Origin of the sequence: Nocardia sp. NPDC051052, from assembly GCF_044456045.1 — a bacterium.
Taxonomy (GTDB): Bacteria; Actinomycetota; Actinomycetes; order Mycobacteriales; family Mycobacteriaceae; genus Nocardia.
In genome coordinates, this window is the sequence record NZ_JBITFL010000001.1 from 715,563 (window position 1) to 732,364 (window position 16,802).

At 69.0% G+C, this 16,802-nt stretch carries 15 protein-coding genes; 10 read left to right on the forward strand and 5 right to left on the reverse strand.

Annotation, left to right across the window (positions count from 1 at the left end; translation table 11 throughout):
- Positions 1-32: 32 nt before the first annotated feature.
- A complete protein-coding gene (locus ACIBCN_RS03170; protein WP_396989806.1) occupies positions 33-746 on the forward strand; it encodes a hypothetical protein in 714 nt (237 codons plus the stop codon).
- Between the two features lie 67 nt (positions 747-813).
- On the opposite strand, the gene ACIBCN_RS03175 is transcribed toward ACIBCN_RS03170, so the two are convergent.
- The 5 genes from ACIBCN_RS03175 to ACIBCN_RS03195 form a co-directional block, all read right to left on the reverse strand.
- Positions 814-1,998 carry a glycosyltransferase gene (locus ACIBCN_RS03175; protein WP_396989807.1) on the reverse strand — a complete coding sequence of 395 codons (1,185 nt, stop codon included), beginning with the start codon at positions 1,996-1,998 and terminating at the stop codon, positions 814-816.
- On the reverse strand, positions 1,971-2,717 hold the full coding sequence (locus ACIBCN_RS03180) for an LppM family (lipo)protein (protein ID WP_396990175.1): 747 nt from the start codon (positions 2,715-2,717) through the stop codon (positions 1,971-1,973). Before ACIBCN_RS03180 ends, ACIBCN_RS03175 begins: the two co-directional genes overlap by 28 nt.
- 96 nt (positions 2,718-2,813) lie before the next feature.
- Positions 2,814-3,695, reverse strand: coding sequence for a carotenoid biosynthesis protein (locus tag ACIBCN_RS03185; protein WP_396989808.1), 882 nt, complete (start codon positions 3,693-3,695; stop codon positions 2,814-2,816).
- Positions 3,692-5,257, reverse strand: coding sequence for a phytoene desaturase family protein (locus ACIBCN_RS03190; RefSeq protein WP_396989809.1), 1,566 nt, complete (start codon positions 5,255-5,257; stop codon positions 3,692-3,694). The genes ACIBCN_RS03185 and ACIBCN_RS03190 overlap by 4 nt, the downstream gene beginning before the upstream one ends.
- 52 nt (positions 5,258-5,309) lie before the next feature.
- Positions 5,310-5,921 (reverse strand): GNAT family N-acetyltransferase, encoded by a 612-nt coding sequence (locus ACIBCN_RS03195; RefSeq protein WP_396989810.1) that lies wholly within the window; start codon positions 5,919-5,921, stop codon positions 5,310-5,312.
- A 142-nt stretch (positions 5,922-6,063) separates the two neighbouring features.
- On the opposite strand from ACIBCN_RS03195, the gene ACIBCN_RS03200 reads away from it, so the two are divergent.
- The 9 genes from ACIBCN_RS03200 to mraY all read left to right on the forward strand — a co-directional run bounded on the left by ACIBCN_RS03200 (position 6,064) and on the right by mraY (position 16,794).
- On the forward strand, positions 6,064-6,504 hold the full coding sequence (locus tag ACIBCN_RS03200) for an SAV_6107 family HEPN domain-containing protein (protein ID WP_396989811.1): 441 nt from the start codon (positions 6,064-6,066) through the stop codon (positions 6,502-6,504).
- Positions 6,505-6,652: 148 nt separating this feature from the next.
- Complete coding sequence (locus tag ACIBCN_RS03205) at positions 6,653-7,081, forward strand: DUF3040 domain-containing protein (protein WP_150406553.1); 429 nt, start codon at positions 6,653-6,655, stop codon at positions 7,079-7,081.
- A 406-nt stretch (positions 7,082-7,487) separates the two neighbouring features.
- On the forward strand, positions 7,488-7,919 hold the full coding sequence (gene mraZ / locus ACIBCN_RS03210; RefSeq protein ID WP_040733463.1) for a division/cell wall cluster transcriptional repressor MraZ: 432 nt from the start codon (positions 7,488-7,490) through the stop codon (positions 7,917-7,919).
- Between the two features lie 266 nt (positions 7,920-8,185).
- A complete protein-coding gene (gene rsmH, locus ACIBCN_RS03215) occupies positions 8,186-9,160 on the forward strand; it encodes a 16S rRNA (cytosine(1402)-N(4))-methyltransferase RsmH (protein WP_396989812.1) in 975 nt (324 codons plus the stop codon).
- A 165-nt stretch (positions 9,161-9,325) separates the two neighbouring features.
- Positions 9,326-10,129, forward strand: coding sequence for a hypothetical protein (locus ACIBCN_RS03220; protein ID WP_396989813.1), 804 nt, complete (start codon positions 9,326-9,328; stop codon positions 10,127-10,129).
- Positions 10,130-10,254: 125 nt separating this feature from the next.
- Positions 10,255-12,018 carry a peptidoglycan D,D-transpeptidase FtsI family protein gene (locus tag ACIBCN_RS03225; protein WP_396990176.1) on the forward strand — a complete coding sequence of 588 codons (1,764 nt, stop codon included), beginning with the start codon at positions 10,255-10,257 and terminating at the stop codon, positions 12,016-12,018.
- 599 nt (positions 12,019-12,617) lie between these two features.
- Entirely contained in the window at positions 12,618-14,210 is a 1,593-nt protein-coding gene (locus ACIBCN_RS03230; protein WP_396990177.1) for a UDP-N-acetylmuramoyl-L-alanyl-D-glutamate--2,6-diaminopimelate ligase, read from the forward strand.
- On the forward strand, positions 14,207-15,721 hold the full coding sequence (gene murF, locus ACIBCN_RS03235) for a UDP-N-acetylmuramoyl-tripeptide--D-alanyl-D-alanine ligase (RefSeq protein WP_396989814.1): 1,515 nt from the start codon (positions 14,207-14,209) through the stop codon (positions 15,719-15,721). Before ACIBCN_RS03230 ends, murF begins: the two co-directional genes overlap by 4 nt.
- Positions 15,718-16,794 (forward strand): phospho-N-acetylmuramoyl-pentapeptide-transferase, encoded by a 1,077-nt coding sequence (gene mraY, locus ACIBCN_RS03240; RefSeq protein WP_396989815.1) that lies wholly within the window; start codon positions 15,718-15,720, stop codon positions 16,792-16,794. Before murF ends, mraY begins: the two co-directional genes overlap by 4 nt.
- Positions 16,795-16,802: the final 8 nt, after the last annotated feature.

The window sequence follows — 16,802 nt, forward strand, 5'->3', positions numbered from 1 at the left end:
TCGATTCGCGTCGACGAGGAGAAGAGGTCTCCGTGGCCGTACCGCGCCGTCTGACCATGCTGTCCGCTGTCGTGACCTGCTCGGTCGCGCTGGCGCTCGCGGCCCCCACCGCGGGCGCGGCCCCGGCGCCGCCCACGACGGCCCCCGTGCCGCCCGGCACCAACCAGACCGGCACCGTCGCTCCCGGCGACCTGTTCGGCGTCTACAACACCGCGATCGACGGCCTGCGCGCCTTCGGCATGCAGCCGTTCCTCTATCCGACCGCGGCCGCGTACTGCCTCAACGGCAACTCCCTCGGTCTCGCCCCGGCCGTCGCCGGTGCGGTGCCGGGCCCATGGCCCAAGACCTCGGTCACCATCCCCGGACTCGACCTGTCCGCCGTCAAGGCCGGACAGACCATGTTCACCTTCGTCCCCTACGGCCTGAACCAGGACGGGCCGGACACCACCGGCATGCAGGTGGCTTGGCTGAACGTGACCAGCGGCCGCGGCGGCCTCGCCTCGATGGGTCCGCTGTCCACCATCCTGCGCGCGATGATCCCGCCCGAGGTCCCGGTCGCCCTGCGCCCGATCGCCGAACGCGCCATCCAGGACTTCTTCTTCGCCGCCCTCCCGATGGGTGGCGTCCGCGCCGTGCCTGTCGACACCGGCCAGGGCACGGTGCTCGCCGCGGTCTTCGGCACCGTCGAGAACGGCGGCAAGTCCTGCTTCTTCCTGCCGACGGTGGGGATCACCGAGGTTCCGTAAGTGGTGCCGCTTACGTTGCGAGCGGGTCATTTTCAGGTCCGCAGTCGTGGTGCCGCGAATGATCGGGCTACCCGCCGTCAGACCTGAGCGCGCGACCCTTCCAGCGCAGCGCGCCCCGTCCTCGGGCGCGGTGGGAGCGCGCCCAGAGCCGCAAGTAGGCCGCCACGGAGAACGGGTGGGCCAGGGCCGCAAGGACATCAGCGGGGGAGAGCGGGCCGCAGGTTTCGGTGGAGCGGGCCAGCAGCCTGCCGGTGACGGCCGCCGCGTAGCCGAGGACACCGGCGCGGCGGATCACCCCACGACCACTGATAGCCGCCAATGGCGGGACCCAATAAGCCAGGGCGGCAATCGTTCCCACGACCGCTCCGCCCGCGATGGTGCCGCCGTACGCGGACCACAGCCAGCGGGTGTAACCGGCCTCGAGTTCGGCAGTGCCCGCATACATCCGGGTGCTTGCCATGCGGCCCCCGGCAACGAGGGTGGTGGATTGTCCTGCGCGACGCAGTGTTCGGGCGATGTCGAGGTCTTCCGTGGCGCTGGCGGCCACCGCCGCGTGTCCGCCGATGGCACGGTAGGCGGCGGTGTCGAACACCAGAAATTGGCCGCAGGCAACGGAAGTCGACGGTCGCAGGCTCCGGTTGGCCGGTGCGATCGGCAGCGTGGCCGCCCACGACCAGCACAGCAACGGCTGCACCAAGCCCTCGACCACCGATTCGGCCCGCTGTATCGGCCATGGCGACACCAACGCAACGACGCGCTGCCTGCGTAATTCGGTGACGGCCGCGGCGATCGCTCCCGGCGCCAGCCGCACATCCGCGTCCACGAACACCAGCACGGGCGTGACCACCGATTCGGCCAGTCGCGCACACGCGGCGGCTTTGCCGGTCCATCCGGTGGGCGGCTCGGCGTCGTTGCGCAACACCGTGATTCGCGGATCCCCACCGACCGCGTCGACGGCCATCGCATAGGTCTCATCATCGGACGCGTCATCGATGATCACGACACGCATCCGCGCGACGCCACGCTGTGCCCGCAGATCCGCGATCAACCCGGGCAGCCGCGCGGCCTCGTCACGAGCCGGAACACACACGGTGACCGGCTCGATCACCTCGACGGCGGTATCCGCCAGCTGTCGCACCGTGATCCGGTTGTACAGCGCGATCCCAGCGCCCGCCAACGAGATTCCGGCACCGGCCCACGCGGCCGCCCGCACCGGCGAACGGCTCAGCGGCCCTGCTTGACCGTTTTCCACCACCGGCTCCAGGACAGGCCGGTCGGAGCACCCGGTGCGGGCGGATTGCGGTCCATGAAGGCCATGGCGGCGATGACGGCGGCCACGGCGAGGGTGATGCCGCCGACGATGCCCGCCCAGCCAGCGAACGAGCGGGTGTTCGGGTCGGCGTAGCTGACCTCGGCGCGCAACGTGGAGACGTCACCGGCGGGCAGCTTCCAGGAGACGATGTTGTCGCCCTCGCGATTGCCGTTGGTCTTGGCCACGCGGGCCGGGAACGCGATGGTGAATTGCACGTCGGAGCCGTGCGGCGGCACGGATTTCAGGTCGACGCGCCCGCTCAGGCTGACCAGGTCACCGGCCCGCTGGAACTGCAGTTGGAACATGCCCTGGGTTTGCTCGGACAGCTGACCGAGCTGGCCGACCTCGCCGAACGACATGTCCTCGAAGAACACCTGGCTGCCCACGTACCCGTCCTGGGAGTAGGGCTCCACCCGTACCTTCGCGGCCAGCGAGTCGGGCGCCTTCAACTGCGGGCCCTTGTCATTGGCTTCGGCGGGCACCACCGCGGCGACGATCCGCCCGGACACGCGGTCGTTGGACGAAACACCCATCGATACCTGCACCCGCAGGCAGCCCGCGAGTACGGGTACCAGCAACGCCGCGAGCAGGACTGCCGCGGCGACACGCACTCCAGGGCGGGGCGTCCGCGGCGACGGTAGTACCGGGGCATCGGGCATCGTGGTGATGGGACTCGGGTGCACGGGGACATCGTGCCAGGCCATCCGTCCAGATGCCCACGCGACGGGCGGAAGGAGGCCCGCGATGTGCTTCTGCTAGCCCGGCGGTTCCGGTCGGAGGCGGGAAAACCAGAGGTGACGCAGCATCGGGAGGCCCAGAATAGCCAGCCCGATGCCGCCGTAACAGGCCGAAACCGGTAGACCGAGAAACACCGCGTGCGCGAGTGCGGACCCGAGCCAGGTCCACAGGAAGACCGCCACCGGCACCGCGACCGAGCCGGAATCCGAGACAGTGGTGTCCAGCCCCGCTGACGGATTCGACGGGTTATCCAGCCCCGCTGACGCGGGCACCGCCCGATCCAAGAGGGTCAGCAGCGCACCCATCAGCAACGCCACCGTGCACCAACCGAGATAATTCGTGACCGGAATCGCCGCGAGACCGGGCAGCCCGGAGCCGGTGTCGCACCAGGTCCACTGCCCGTCGGCGACCATCTGAGGGTCGAGGAAAAGATCCCAGCCGACCGCGCCCACCGCCAGCAGGCCGATCCGCGAGGCCGCCCGAGGGGCGAGCAGCCCCGCGACCACCCACACCGGATACAACCCGCCCGTCCAGGCCAGCGGGACCACCAGCGGCACCCCACTGAGCGCTGGCCCCAGTCGATCCACCGCGTACTCGTAACACCCGAACGGCAATCCTGTTGCGGTACCGACGATCTCAGCGGCCAGCCCGAGACCCGACACGATCACCAAAAATGCGGCCGCATAACGAATCCCGCGGGTCGCTGTCGCGTGCGCCAACGCCGTGCCCGCCGAGAGCAGCACCACCGCAACGGTGACCCGGTCCCGCCCGCCCCCGGACGTCAGCGGATAGGCGATCTGCACGAGGATCAGCGTCACCGCACAGGCAAGCGGCGCACCTCGGCGCACTGTCGCACGTGCGCCGCCCCGCCGCACGGCCGTAGGCGTGTACACCGTCATCGCTTGCGCAACAGCGGGAATCGGCGGCGGCGGAGGTCGCGCATGGCGAGGTTGGCGGCGCTGCGGCCGCTGGCGCCGGAGACGCCGCCGCCTGGATGCGTCGACGCGCCGGTCAGATACAGCCCAGGCGCACCGGGTACCCGCTGCCCGGACAGTTCCGGCAGCGGCCGCCACAGCATCATCTGATCCAGCGACATCTCCACGTGCATCACGTTGCCGCCGAGCAGCCCCATCTCCCGCTCCAGATCGACCGGTGTCTGCACCAACCTGCGCAGCACCGAATCGGCGAAACCCGGTGCGTAGGAGTCGACCTCGGCGATGATGCGGTCGCCCTCCCGTTCGGCGTGTGCGGCCCAATCGCTGCCGTCGGCCAGCCGATACGGGTGCCACTGTGCCCACAGGGAGAGCTGATGCTCGCCGGACGGCGCGATACTCGGGTCGAGCGCGCTGAAACTCATCGCCAGCACCACCGGTCGCGGCGGCAGCTCCCCGGCCGACGCGGCACCGTGGGCGAGCCGAAGCTGACGCCGGTCGGACACGAGAAACTGGAGTCCACGCGCGGATTCGCCGACCGAGCTGCCTGGGTAGTGCGGCAATGACCGGGTCGCCACCCGCACCACCATGCCGATCCCAGGGCCGACCCGAATCCGCCGCTTCCAGTCATCGAGCATGGCGGCGTCGAACCCGCCCTCGCGCAACAGATCCAGGGTGGTCAGCACGTGCGAGCCCGCGATAACGGTGTCCGCGTAGAGGTTTCGCCCCGAGGCGGTGCGCACCCGCCAGCCGTCACCCTCGCGCCGCAGCGCGGTCACGGCGTCACCCGCCGTCACCACGCCGCCCTCGGAGCGCAGCCGCTCGACGAGCGCGGCGGACAACGCACCACTACCGCCGACCGCACGTCCCGGCGGCAGCGTGTGCATCAGCGCGGCGAACCCCACCATCGGCGCGGTGCCCGGCTCCGACATCGGCGGTCCGGATTGCGCGCCGAACCACGCCAGCGAAGCCTTGAGCCGTTCGTCCTGAAAGTACGTGTCCAGCAACGCGTCCCCGGATTGCAGGAACTCGCGCGACAACGCGCTCCCACCGTTCTTGGCGTCCAGTCCCCAGAACGAACGCAGCAACCGGCCCGGCGTCGGCCCACCGCCGAACGCCCGCATCACCCGCGCGCTTCGTGGCCCCCACACCTCCACGAAACGCCGATACGCCGCGGCATCCCGCTCGCCAACGGCGGCCGCGATCGACGCGCAGGTGGCAGCCAGATCGCGATGGAACACCAGCGGCGGGCGCCCATCGCTGCCGGGCGTGAAACCCCAAGGGTCGCAATCGATGTACCGCAGCCCGAAACGGGAAAGCTCGAGCTCCTCGATGATCCCCGTGTGCCGCACCATGATGTGCGCGGACGATCCGCGATCAACGCGATGCCCGGGAAACCGTTCGACGGTCGACACCGCCCCGCCGAGCACCTCGTCGCGCTCGAGCACCTCCACCGGGTGCCCGGCCCGCGCGAGATAACAGGCGGCGACCAGCGCATTGTGGCCCGAACCGACCACAACGACCGTCACGTGACCCTCACGCCGGCACTCCGCGGTCCCAGCGGCGTTGTGCGCGTAACCCTCACAGCGGCAGCCGTCGTCCGAGAATGGCGAACGGCCGATTGTCACCGGCGAACACGAAATTCCGCACCACGTCGGTGAATTCCTGCCGCCGGTACAGCCGCCAGGCCCGGTTGTCCTCCCGCTCCACCTCGGGGGTGGACAGCAGCACCGCCTTCTCCGGCCGCGCGCGCAGCAGGCGTTCCAGCAGCGTGCTGCCGATGCCGAGGCCCTGTGCCGAGGGGTGCACGTGCAGCTCGGTCAGTTCGAAATAGTCCGAAAGCAGTTCGCGCGTCGAATGTTCCGGCCATCCGGAGCGCCGCATACCGCTGTGCACCTGCTGATGCCACCACTGGTGCGCGGCACCGCGGTAGCCGTAGGCGATCGCCACAATCGGCGACGAGCGCAGGTCGACGTGCCCCGAATCGTCGGGGACCACCGCCGCCACGGCCTGCCAGCCGGGGCGGGTGGTGTGCTCGGTCCACATCGGCGCGCGATGGTGTTCGGTGCCGCGCGGATAGTCCATCGCCGCGACATACACCGCCAGCGCATCGTGCAGCCGGGAGCGCAAAGTCGCGACAGACAGGTCGACGACAACGGGTGCGGGGGTGTGATTGGGCTTGACGGCGGTCATGGCTCTCGTCGGGTCCACAGCGGGCGCGGAAAGTTTGTCGGTGGGCGTCTCTATATTCAATCTCAATTCAAACGTTCGAATACCTGTTCGGTCACACTAGGCGGTGTTGGCTCCAGGTACGCGATGGCGGAGGGACTCCGAGATGTCTGGTCGGGTCGAACATCCGGGACAGCCCGGGCGGGCGGGCAAGCTGCTGCAACGGGCCGATGGCCTGCTCATGCAGGCGGCGGGCGAGCGGGACCCGCGCGAGCGGTTCCGCACCGCCTATCTGGCGGCATTACGCGGGGCGGGCGCGGTGATCGCGCTCACCGGTGCGGACAACGCGCCGCGGGCTCGTTCGCGCAACGCGTGGGTGCTGATGCAGTCCGCCGCGCCCGAGTTCGTCATGTGGGCGGATTACTTCAGCGGGCGCTCGGAGACCAGGGCCGCGCTGGAGGCCGGACTCGATCGTGACGTCGACGAAGACGAGGCCGACGAGTTCTATTCGCGGGTAGGAGCATTCCTGCACGACGTCGAAGATCTCCTTACCGCATCGGCTCGGTTGCGCCCCGCACCGGGGTGGACAGGCGGCATGACCGGATAGTGACCGGCGGCACGCCCACATAGTTATGGGCGACTAGGTGGTACGGCCCTGATCGAACTCGTATCATTGGTGACAGATAGCCGCCAAGGTCGGCTATCAGGTCGCCTACCCGGAGGCGACAGCCACGCCTAGTGCCGGGGGAGGTACCGTGCCACTCTCCGAGCACGAGCAGCGCATGCTCGAACAGATCGAGAGCGCGCTCTATGCTGAGGATCCGAAGTTCGCGTCGTCCGTCCGCGGCGGGCGCCTTCGCTCGACCTCGAGTCGTCGCAGACTCCAGGCCGCGGCTTTGTTCGTCCTCGGTCTGTTTTTACTCGTCGCCGGCATCGCTGCCCCAGTGAAGCCCGGCGGCTTCCCGATCATCAGTCTGGTCGGCTTCATCGTCATGTTCGCGGCCGGCGTACTGCTGCTGGTCGGCACCTCCAAGGGCATGGCGAAGGGCGATCGGGCCGGTGGCGACGCCACGCCCGGCGGTCCCAGCGGTGGAACGGCCGGACCGCGTGGGCGCCAACGTAAGTCCGGCGGTTTCTCCGAACGCATGGAGGACCGCTTCCGGCGACGGTTCGAGCAGGATTAGCTCGCTCGTAGCCTGACATCTGCAGACAGACGGCGACGCCGCACCGATCCGGTGCGGCGTCGCTGTCTCGCGGGTGGATAGCGCGGCCGCGCCGCGCGGGGGGTGGCGGCGCTTGCTCCACATCCCCCCACAAGATCCCCCACTTCCCCCCATCTTCGGCCGAGTGACCTCGCACCTGGGCGTTTGCTGGGTGTTTCCGGGCCTTTGTCCATGCGGACTGTGCGTGTCGGCAGAACACGCAAAAAGTTCTCCACCATGGTGATAGCTGGGATGACCTGCGAAATCGTCTGGGCCGGGAGCCAGATCACCGGCAGTTTCGATTGAAAGTGGGGGAAAGTGGGGTAATGTGGAGCGCGCACTACAGGAAAGGCCGACCATCGAGGTGATCGACTAGGGAGGTATCGAGTTGTTTCTCGGTACCTACACACCTCGGCTGGACGACAAGGGGCGACTCACGTTGCCTGCGAAATTTCGAGACGATCTGGCGGGAGGGTTGATGGTCACGAAGGGTCAAGACCACAGCCTTGCCGTGTATCCCAAAGAAGAGTTCACCGCGCTCGCTCGACGAGCCGCGGCGGCATCTCGAAGTAACCCGCAGGCGCGCGCGTTCGTCCGGGCACTAGCGGCCGGAACGGATGAACAACGTCCGGACGCACAGGGCCGGATCGTGTTATCAGCCGAACACCGGCGGTACGCAAACCTGCAACGGGATTGCGTGGTGACCGGCTCGGTCGATTTCCTCGAAATATGGGACAAGCAGGCGTGGGACTCCTACCTCGCCGAGCACGAGGAGGATTTCTCGCAAGCGAGAGACGAGTCACTGGGCGGAATCTTCTAGCCCGAGCGAACGAGTGCCGCGCGGCCTCTGCCCGGACGCGGACCCTGACGTACTTCCCCGACGCCAGGTGCCGAGGTTCGGTCAGAGACCACGGGGCATTCGTCTCCGGCAACAGTTTCTGAGCAAAACGCTTGCGGCCCAACACAAAACAATCGCGAACTACTGGTTGAACCGACGCGGTGCTGGCACTCCGGCACCGGCACAGAGGAACAACGCGACCCGGCCGGGATACGCGACGAAGCCAGGCGAGATCCCGGGAGGTCGAGGTGAATCATGAGCAGGACGGCCCTCGCCATGTTCCCGTTCTGCTCGGCCGGGCCGACGCGCTGCTCGGGCCCGCGCTCACCGAACCCGGTGCGGTCTATCTCGACGCGACGCTCGGTCTCGGCGGACACGCCGAACACTTCCTGCGCACCTACCCCGGCCTCCGGCTCGTCGGTCTCGATCGCGATACCGCCGCGCTGAAGCTGGCCACCGAGCGGCTCGCGCCGTTCGCGGACCGAGTCACCCTGGTGCACACCCGATATGACGGGATCGCCGACGCGCTCGAGCAGGCCGGGCTGGCCGCCCGCGGCTCGGTCTCCGGCATCCTGATGGACCTCGGCGTGTCCTCGATGCAACTCGACGAGGCCGATCGCGGCTTCGCCTACTCCATCGACGCGCCGCTGGACATGCGGATGGATCCCACCACCGGCCCCACCGCCGCCGACGTGCTCAACACCTACAGCCACGGCGACCTGGCCCGCGTGCTGAAAACCTATGGCGAGGAACGCTTTGCGGGCCGGATCGCCTCCGAGGTGCTGCGCCGCCGCGCGCAGCGGCCGTTCACCACCAGCGCCGAGCTGGTGGAGCTGCTCTACGCGGCGATACCGGCGGCCACCCGCCGCACCGGCGGGCATCCGGCCAAGCGCACCTTTCAGGCGCTGCGGGTGGAGGTCAATCGCGAGCTCGATTCGCTGCGTGCCGCGCTGCCCGCGGCGCTCGATTCGCTGCGGATCGGCGGCCGGATTGTCGTCATGTCCTATCAGTCACTCGAGGACAAGGTGGTCAAGCAGGAGTTCGCGCCGCGCGCGGCTTCCAGGACCCCCGTCGACCTACCGGTCGAATTGCCAGGCATGGGACCGGAATTCCGGATGCTGACCCGTGGCGCGGAGAAGGCGACCGAGGAGGAGATAGTGGAGAACCCGCGGGCCGCACCGGTACGGATGCGGGCCGCGGAGCGAATTCAGGAGGCCGGATGAGACATGAGCTCGTCCGGCGGACCGGGTGCGGGGCCTGGACAAGGGAGGCCGGATGTCCCGCACAGACTCACGAGGGGACGGCAGAGGAATGAGCGAGCGCAGCGAGCGAATCATGTATCAGGGCGCCATGCGCATGCCGGAACCGAGCGCCAGCGAGGTGGAGGCATGAGCATCAGGACGCGGACCGTCGAGGCACCCGGGCGGATCGCCCGCCGGGTCCACGAATCCGAGCGGGTGAAATCGGGTGCCGCGCAACGGGCTTACGCCCGGCGCCGGACCCGCGCCGAAACTCGTTCGGACACTCCCGATCTGCCGCGTCGGCAAGGGTCGGCGATGGCGGGGCGCATTCCGTTCGTCGCGGCGATCATCGCGCTGCTCGGCTGTGGTCTCGCGCTCACCCTGCTGCTGACCACCCGCGCCGCGGAGGACAGCTACCAGCTCGGTGATATCCGGGCGACCAACAAGCGGCTGGCCGACGAGCGCGCCGCGTTGCTGCGTGAGGTGGAGTCGGCGGATTCCCCGCCCGACCTGGCCGCCCGTGCTCGGGAACAGGGCATGATCCCGGCCAAGGACCCGGCCCGCATCATCGTCGCCCCCGACGGCGCCGTGACCGTGGTCGGCAAGCCGGCCCCGGCGGACGGCCCCCCGGTGCCGCCGCTGAACATTTCGCCGACCACCCCGCCCAACCCGCAGGCAGGCAACGTGCAGGCGCGCGGTGAACGCGTGGTGCCGGTGACGACTACCCCGCCGCCGCCCGCCCTGCCGCCCGCGCCGGGCAACGGTGCCCAGGCGAACAATGTTCAGGTGAACGCGGCCCCGGCGAGCCCGGTGCCGGTCAGCCCGGTCCCCGCGGCACCGGCCGAGCCCGCACCGCCGCAGGCCGAAACCCTGCACCCGCCGGTGGATCTCGCACAGGGTCAGCCGGAAACCCCACAGCCCCAAGCACTTCCTGACGGAGGCCAGCGGTGACACAGACCAGGCCCGCGCCGCGCAGGCGGCGCGAGCCTGGTCCGAGCAAGTCGGCCCGGCCACGCTCCGCGCCGGCCAAAAAGGGCCGGCCGCAACGCAGACGACTCGGCGCGGGCCGGATCATCATGCTGCTCGCGCTCGGCGTCGTGGCGCTGCAGTTGCTGTGGATCCAGACCATCGGTGCGCCAAGCCTTTCCGCGCAGGCGGCGACTCAGCGCACGCAGCACGAGATCGACTACGCGGTGCGTGGCCCGATAACCGACCGCAACGGCAAGGCCCTCGCGTACACCATCGCCGCGAAACAGCTGACTTTCCAGCCGATCCCGGTCCGTAAGCAGCTGGCCGACGCGAAGGCCAAAAACGATAAGGCGCCCGACCCGGACGAACGGCTGAAGGCGATCGCCAAGACCATCCACGACAAGCTCGGTAAGGCGGGCCCGTCGGAGGCGGACCTGCTCGCCAAGCTGCACAGCGATGAAACGTTCGTGTACCTGGCGCGCGGCGTCGACCCGAGAATCGCCACGGATATCCGCACGCAGTACCCCGAGGTCGGCGCGGATTCCCAATACCCGAGGGAGCACCCGGGCGGCTCGTTGGCGGCCAACGTGCTCGGCGCCACCGGCTGGGACGGGCACGGTCAGATCGGGCTGGAGTCGTCGCTCGACTCGGCGCTCGCGGGCACCGACGGTTCGCACACCTACGACCGCGGTTCCGACGGCGCGGTCATTCCCGGCAGCTCGCGCGACAAGCAGGACGCCGTCAACGGCCACGGCGTGGAGCTGACGCTGGACTCGGACCTGCAGTATTACGTGCAGCAGCAGGTGCAGCAGGCCAAGGAGATGTCCGGTGCCAACTCGGCCTCCGCGGTCGTGCTCGACGCCAAGACCGGGCAGGTGTTGTCGATGGCCAACGACAACACCTTCAATCCGCAGCAGGGGCCGCAAACGTGGGCAAGCGCCGAAATGAGCAATCCGGCGGTGGTCAACGTGTTCGAGCCCGGCTCGGTGAACAAGATCATTACCGCGGCCGCCTCGATCGAGTACGGGTTGACCAATCCCGATGAGGTGCACCAGGTTCCGGGCGAGATCCGAATGGCGGGGGTGACCGTCCACGACGCGTGGGTGCACGGTGTGGCGCCCTACACCACCACCGGCATCTTCGGCAGGTCTTCCAACGTGGGGACCCTGATGCTCGCGCAGCGAGTGGGCGAGGACCGATTCGCCGACATGGTGAATCGCTTCGGACTCGGCCAGCGAACCGGCGTCGGCCTGCCGGGCGAAAGTGCCGGTGTGGTGCCCGCCCGCGACCAGTGGTCGGGCGGCACCTTCGCCAACCTTCCTATCGGTCAGGGTCTTTCGATGACCACCTTGCAAATGACGGGCATGTACCAGGCCATCGCCAACGACGGCGTGCGCATCCCGCCGCGGATCATCAAGGCCGAGATCGCGCCGGACGGTACCCGTACCGACGAGGCCCAGCCCGACGGTGTGCGCGTGGTGAGCCCGCAGACCGCCGCGACGCTGCGCACCATGTTCCAGTCGGTGGTCCAGCGTGACCCGATGAACGCCAACCAGAACGGCACCGGCTGGCCCGCCGCGATCGACGGCTACCAGATCGCGGGCAAGACCGGCACCGCGCAAAAGGTCGACCCCAGCTGCGGGTGCTACTCGACCTCCTCGTTCTTCATCACCTTCGCGGGCATCGCCCCCGCCGACAACCCGCGCTACGTCATCGGCCTGATGCTGGACAACCCCATCCGCAGCTCCGACGGCAGCGGCGGCCAGTCGGCCGCACCGCTGTTCCACAACATCGCCTCCTGGGCGTTGCAGCGCGACCGAATCCCGCCATCGCCGGAACCGTCCAAACGTTTCGTGCTCCAGGCGGACTGAATCCGTCACGGCAAATGTGTTGCTCGGTTCCCCGGAATTAGGGCAAGGGCGAAATGGGCGGGCTCATGTTTATCAGGATTTCCGGTGCCGCATTGCTTACGGCCGGTGCGCCGCCACCGACCACGCTGAGATGGGCCCTTTCGGCTAGTTGAAAGGGGCTCGCACGCCAGCTCGGTACGGCCCTTGCTGCCCGAAGCCTGGGCTTGTGGCCCTTGTTCCGGCAACAATGCGCCGACTCGAACAATGCGCGAATATCGTTGGGCTCGAGTTTATTTCGGTGGCAAATTATCGGCGTACTCGAGGTCTGTCGCGCGATGTATACGGTGTCAAGTATTTTGCTGCCTACCTGTCGTGAATCATGGCAGGCGAAATATCTTTCGCTAGCGGTGCGATAGCGCTGTAGTCGCAGGAACGCGAAGTACTGGTGGGCGAATTCCGTTGATTCGAATGTGGCGGGCCGCGTGGTGGCACACTGTCGGGTTGCCGGCGTCGTAGGGTGCGATGAGCGGCGCCGGCCCGCTGCGGTGGGGCTGCCTGGTCGCGCGATGGTCGGTCGCCGGTAACCTGGCACGTCGATCGCTGCCGCCGAGAGGAGCCTGATTTCTGTGCAGTCCGGTGAACCGCGCACGTTGCGGCCCGCCCAGTCACCCGTGACGCCGCTGGACGCCCTGGCGTCCGCCGTCGCGGTGAATTCGGTCGGTCCGCGGCCGCTGGGCACGGCGTCGGTGACCGGAATCGAGCAGCGCTCGGCGTCGGTGCTGCCCGGCGACCTGTTCGTCGCGCTACCCGGCGCGCAGGCACACGGCGCCCGGTTCGCGCGGGACGCGGTCGAGCACGGTGCGGTGGCGGTGTTCACCGATGCGGCAGGCGCTGAGCTGGCCGGCGAGCTGACTGTCCCGGTGCTGGTGCGGGAAAATCCGCGCGCGGTGCTCGGGGAATTGTCGGCCATGATCTACGGCAACCCCTGCGAGCGGCTGCGCATCGTGGGCATCACCGGCACCTCCGGCAAGACGACAACCTCTTACCTAATCGAGGCCGGTCTGGCCGCGGCAGGACTGTCGACGGCGCTGATCGGCACCATCGAGACCAGGATCGGCGGCCGCAGGGTGCCGAGCGCGCTGACCACGCCCGAGGCGCCGCAGCTGCACGCGATGTTCGCGCTGATGGTCGAGCAGGGTGTGGACGCGGTGGTGATGGAGGTGTCCAGCCACGCGCTGGCGCTCGGCCGGGTGGACGGCGTGCGGTTCGCGGTCGGCGCGTTCACCAATCTCTCGCAGGATCACCTGGACTTCCACGCGGACTTCGAGGACTACTTCGCCGCCAAGCGCAGGCTGTTCGAGGCGACGTCGCCGATTGCCGCGCGGACCGCGGTGGTCTGTATCGATGACGAGTGGGGCCAGCGCCTCGCCGACGGTCTCGAAGCCCCGATCACGGTGTCCACCACCGGAACCGGCGACTGGCGCCTGAACGGTCCGATCGCGGCGCACGGCGGTGAGCAGGAGTTCACCGCGACCGGCCCCAGCGGCGATGTCGCTGTGCGGCTGCGCCTTCCGGGCCGCTACAACGTGGCCAACGGCCTGCTCGCGGTCGCCGTGTGCGCGGCCGCCGGTGTCGACGCCTCGATTGCCGCGCCCGCCCTGGCCACCGTCGACGTGCCGGGCCGGATGCAGCGGGTGGAGCGCGGGCAAGACTTCCTCGCGATCGTCGACTACGCGCACAAGCCCGCCGCGCTGGAATCGGTGATCGCCACGCTGCGTGGACATCTCGCGGCAGACGCGCCGGAAGCGCCAGGGCGCCTCGCCGTGGTGGTCGGAGCCGGTGGCGACCGGGACGCGGGTAAACGTCCGCTGATGGGCGCGGTGGCGGCCAAAGGCGCCGACCTGGTGATCATCACCGACGACAACCCGCGCAGCGAGGACCCGGCCGAGATCCGGGCGGCGATGCGCACCGGCGCGCTGGCGGCGCCCGGCCGCGCCGAGGTGCGCGAGCTCAGCGACCGCGCCGAAGCCATTGCGGCGGCGGTGAATTGGGCTCAGCCCGGCGACGTGGTACTGGTTGCGGGCAAGGGGCACGAGGCAGGGCAGGAGATCCGGGGTGTGAAGCACCCCTTCGACGACCGCGACGTGCTCGCGGCGGCACTGGACAAGCGAAGTCCGCATAACGCGGACGCGGAGGACTTGACGGTTTCATGATCGAGATGACACTGCGGGAGATCGCGGAGGTCGTCGGCGGCACGCTGCACGACGTCCCCGACCCGGAGGTGCGAGTGACCGGTTCGGTGGAATTCGATTCGCGCCGAATCGGTCCCGGCGATCTGTTCCTGGCCCTGCCGGGCACGCGAGCGGACGGGCACGACTGGGCGGTCCCGGCGGTCGCGGCCGGTGCGGTCGCGGTGCTCGCGGCACGCCCGGTCGGGGTGCCCGCCATCGTCGTGGCGCCCCATCCAGGCTCGGTGCCGTCGACTTCGGTTGCGCTGGCCGGTGATTCGGACGGCTCCGGTGCCGCGGTGCTCGCCGCGCTCGCCGACCTGGCCCGCGCCAGCGTGCAACACCTCACCGCGGCAGGCACTCTCACCGTGATCGGGGTGACCGGTTCGTCCGGCAAGACCTCGACCAAAGACCTGCTCGCGGCCGTGCTCGCGCCGCTCGGCACCGTGGTCGCGCCGCCGGGCTCGTTCAACAGCGAACTCGGTCACCCGTGGACCGCGTTGCGCGCCAACGCCGATACCCGCTTCCTGGTGCTCGAGATGTCGGCCCGCGGCCCAGGTCATATCGCGGCGGCGGCCGAGGTGACCCCGCCGACCATCGGCGTCGTGCTCAACGTCGGCACCGCGCACCTCGGCGAGTTCGGCAGCCGCGAGGCGATCGCCAAGACCAAAGGCGAACTGGTGCAAGCACTCCCGCCGTCCGGGCTGGCCGTGCTCAATGCCGACGACAACCAGGTCGCCGCGATGAGCTCGCGGACCACCGCCCGCGTGGTGACCGTCGGCCAGTCCGACGGTGCCGACATCCGTGCCACCGACATCCGGCTCGACGACGCGGCCCGCGCCGGCTTCACCCTGCATACGCCGTTGGGCAGCATCCCGATTCAGTTGGCGGTGCACGGCGAACACCAGGTCGGCAACGCGCTGTCCGCGGCGGCGGTCGCCCTCGAATGCGGCGCCGACCTCGACACCATCGCGCGGTCGCTGTCCGAGGCGCGCGCCGCGTCGGCCCGCCGGATGGATGTGCGGACCACCGCCGCCGGGGTGACCGTCGTCAACGACTCCTACAACGCCAACCCGGACTCGGTGCGCGCCGCCCTCAAGGCCCTGGTCACCATGGCGCGCGCGGGCGAGACCCCGCGCCGCAGCTGGGCGGTGCTCGGCGAAATGGGTGAGCTGGGAGAAGATTCCGTGATCGAACACGACCGGATCGGCAGGCTCGCGGTGCGGCTGGACGTGCACCGGCTGATCGTGGTCGGCGACGGAAGGCCGTCCCGCGCGATGCATCAGGGAGCGGTGATGGAAGGCTCATGGGGCGAGGAGTCGATCCTCGTGCCCGACATCGGCGCGGCCATCGCGTTGCTCGACGACGAGGTCGAGGCGGGCGATGTGGTGCTGGTCAAGGCGTCGAAGTCGGTGGGCCTCTGGGAGGTCGCCGAACACTTGATCGCAGCAGAGCCATCCAGCGGACGTATGGGAAGCACGGAGGCACTTGAGTGAGACAGATTCTATTCGCGGCGGCGATAGCGCTTGCCGTGTCTATTCTGCTGACCCCGCTGCTGATCAAGATGTTCGCCAAGCAGGGCTTCGGCCAGGAGATCCGGGTCGACGGTCCGGCCAGTCACCAGGCCAAGCGCGGCACCCCGACCATGGGCGGCGTCGCCATCATCATCGGCATGTGGGCCGGCTATCTCGGCTCGCATCTGATCGGCATCGGCTATCGCGCGGACGGGCCGTCGGCCTCGGGCCTGCTGGTACTCGGCCTGGCCACCGCGCTCGGCGGCGTCGGCTTCGTCGACGACTTCATCAAGATCCGCAAGCAGCGCAACCTCGGCCTGACCGCCGCGGGCAAGTATCTAGGCCAGCTCACCGCCGCCGTCGTGTTCGGCGTGCTCGCGCTGCAGTTTCGCGGTGCCAGCGGGCTGACCCCGGCCAGCAGGCACCTGTCCTATGTGCGCGACATCAGCACGGTGACGATGGGTGTCGTCGTGTTCCTCGTCTTCGTCTGCCTGGTGGTCGTCGCCTGGTCCAACGCGGTGAACCTCACCGACGGCCTGGACGGGCTCGCCGCCGGGTCGATGAGCCTGGTGCTCGGCGGCTACGTGGTCATCACGTTCTGGCAGTACTACCACGCCTGCGAGGTCAAGGCCGAGGTCGGCTGTTACAACGTGCGTGACCCGCTCGACCTGGCGCTGGTCTGCGCCGCGGGCGCCGCGGCGTGCGTCGGCTTCCTGTGGTGGAATGCCGCGCCCGCCAAGATTTTCATGGGTGATACCGGTTCGCTTGCGCTCGGCGGCATGCTGGCCGGACTGTCCATCACCACCCGCACCGAGCTGCTGATGATCGTCATCGGCGCACTGTTCGTTGCCGAAACCCTGTCGGTTGTGCTGCAGGTGGCGGTGTATCGCACCACGCGCAACCGGTTGTTCAAGATGGCGCCGTTCCATCATCACTTCGAACTCAGCAAGTGGGCCGAGACTACGGTGATCATCAGGTTCTGGCTATTGGCCGCGATGGCTTCCGCCGTCGGCCTCGGCTTGTTCTACAGCGAATATCTCTCTGCGGTCGGGTGAACTAGCGA

Bases quoted from the DNA above. Each gene is read 5' to 3' on its own strand.
- ACIBCN_RS03185 (WP_396989808.1), bottom strand. From the start codon at position 3,695: ATGACGGTGTACACGCCTACGGCCGTGCGGCGGGGCGGCGCACGTGCG.
- ACIBCN_RS03225 (WP_396990176.1), top strand. From the start codon at position 10,255: ATGCTGCTCGCGCTCGGCGTCGTGGCGCTGCAGTTGCTGTGGATCCAG.
- ACIBCN_RS03195 (WP_396989810.1), bottom strand. From the start codon at position 5,921: ATGACCGCCGTCAAGCCCAATCACACCCCCGCACCCGTTGTCGTCGAC.
- murF (WP_396989814.1), top strand. From the start codon at position 14,207: ATGATCGAGATGACACTGCGGGAGATCGCGGAGGTCGTCGGCGGCACG.
- ACIBCN_RS03180 (WP_396990175.1), bottom strand. From the start codon at position 2,717: ATGCCCGATGCCCCGGTACTACCGTCGCCGCGGACGCCCCGCCCTGGA.
- ACIBCN_RS03220 (WP_396989813.1), top strand. From the start codon at position 9,326: ATGAGCATCAGGACGCGGACCGTCGAGGCACCCGGGCGGATCGCCCGC.
- ACIBCN_RS03200 (WP_396989811.1), top strand. From the start codon at position 6,064: ATGTCTGGTCGGGTCGAACATCCGGGACAGCCCGGGCGGGCGGGCAAG.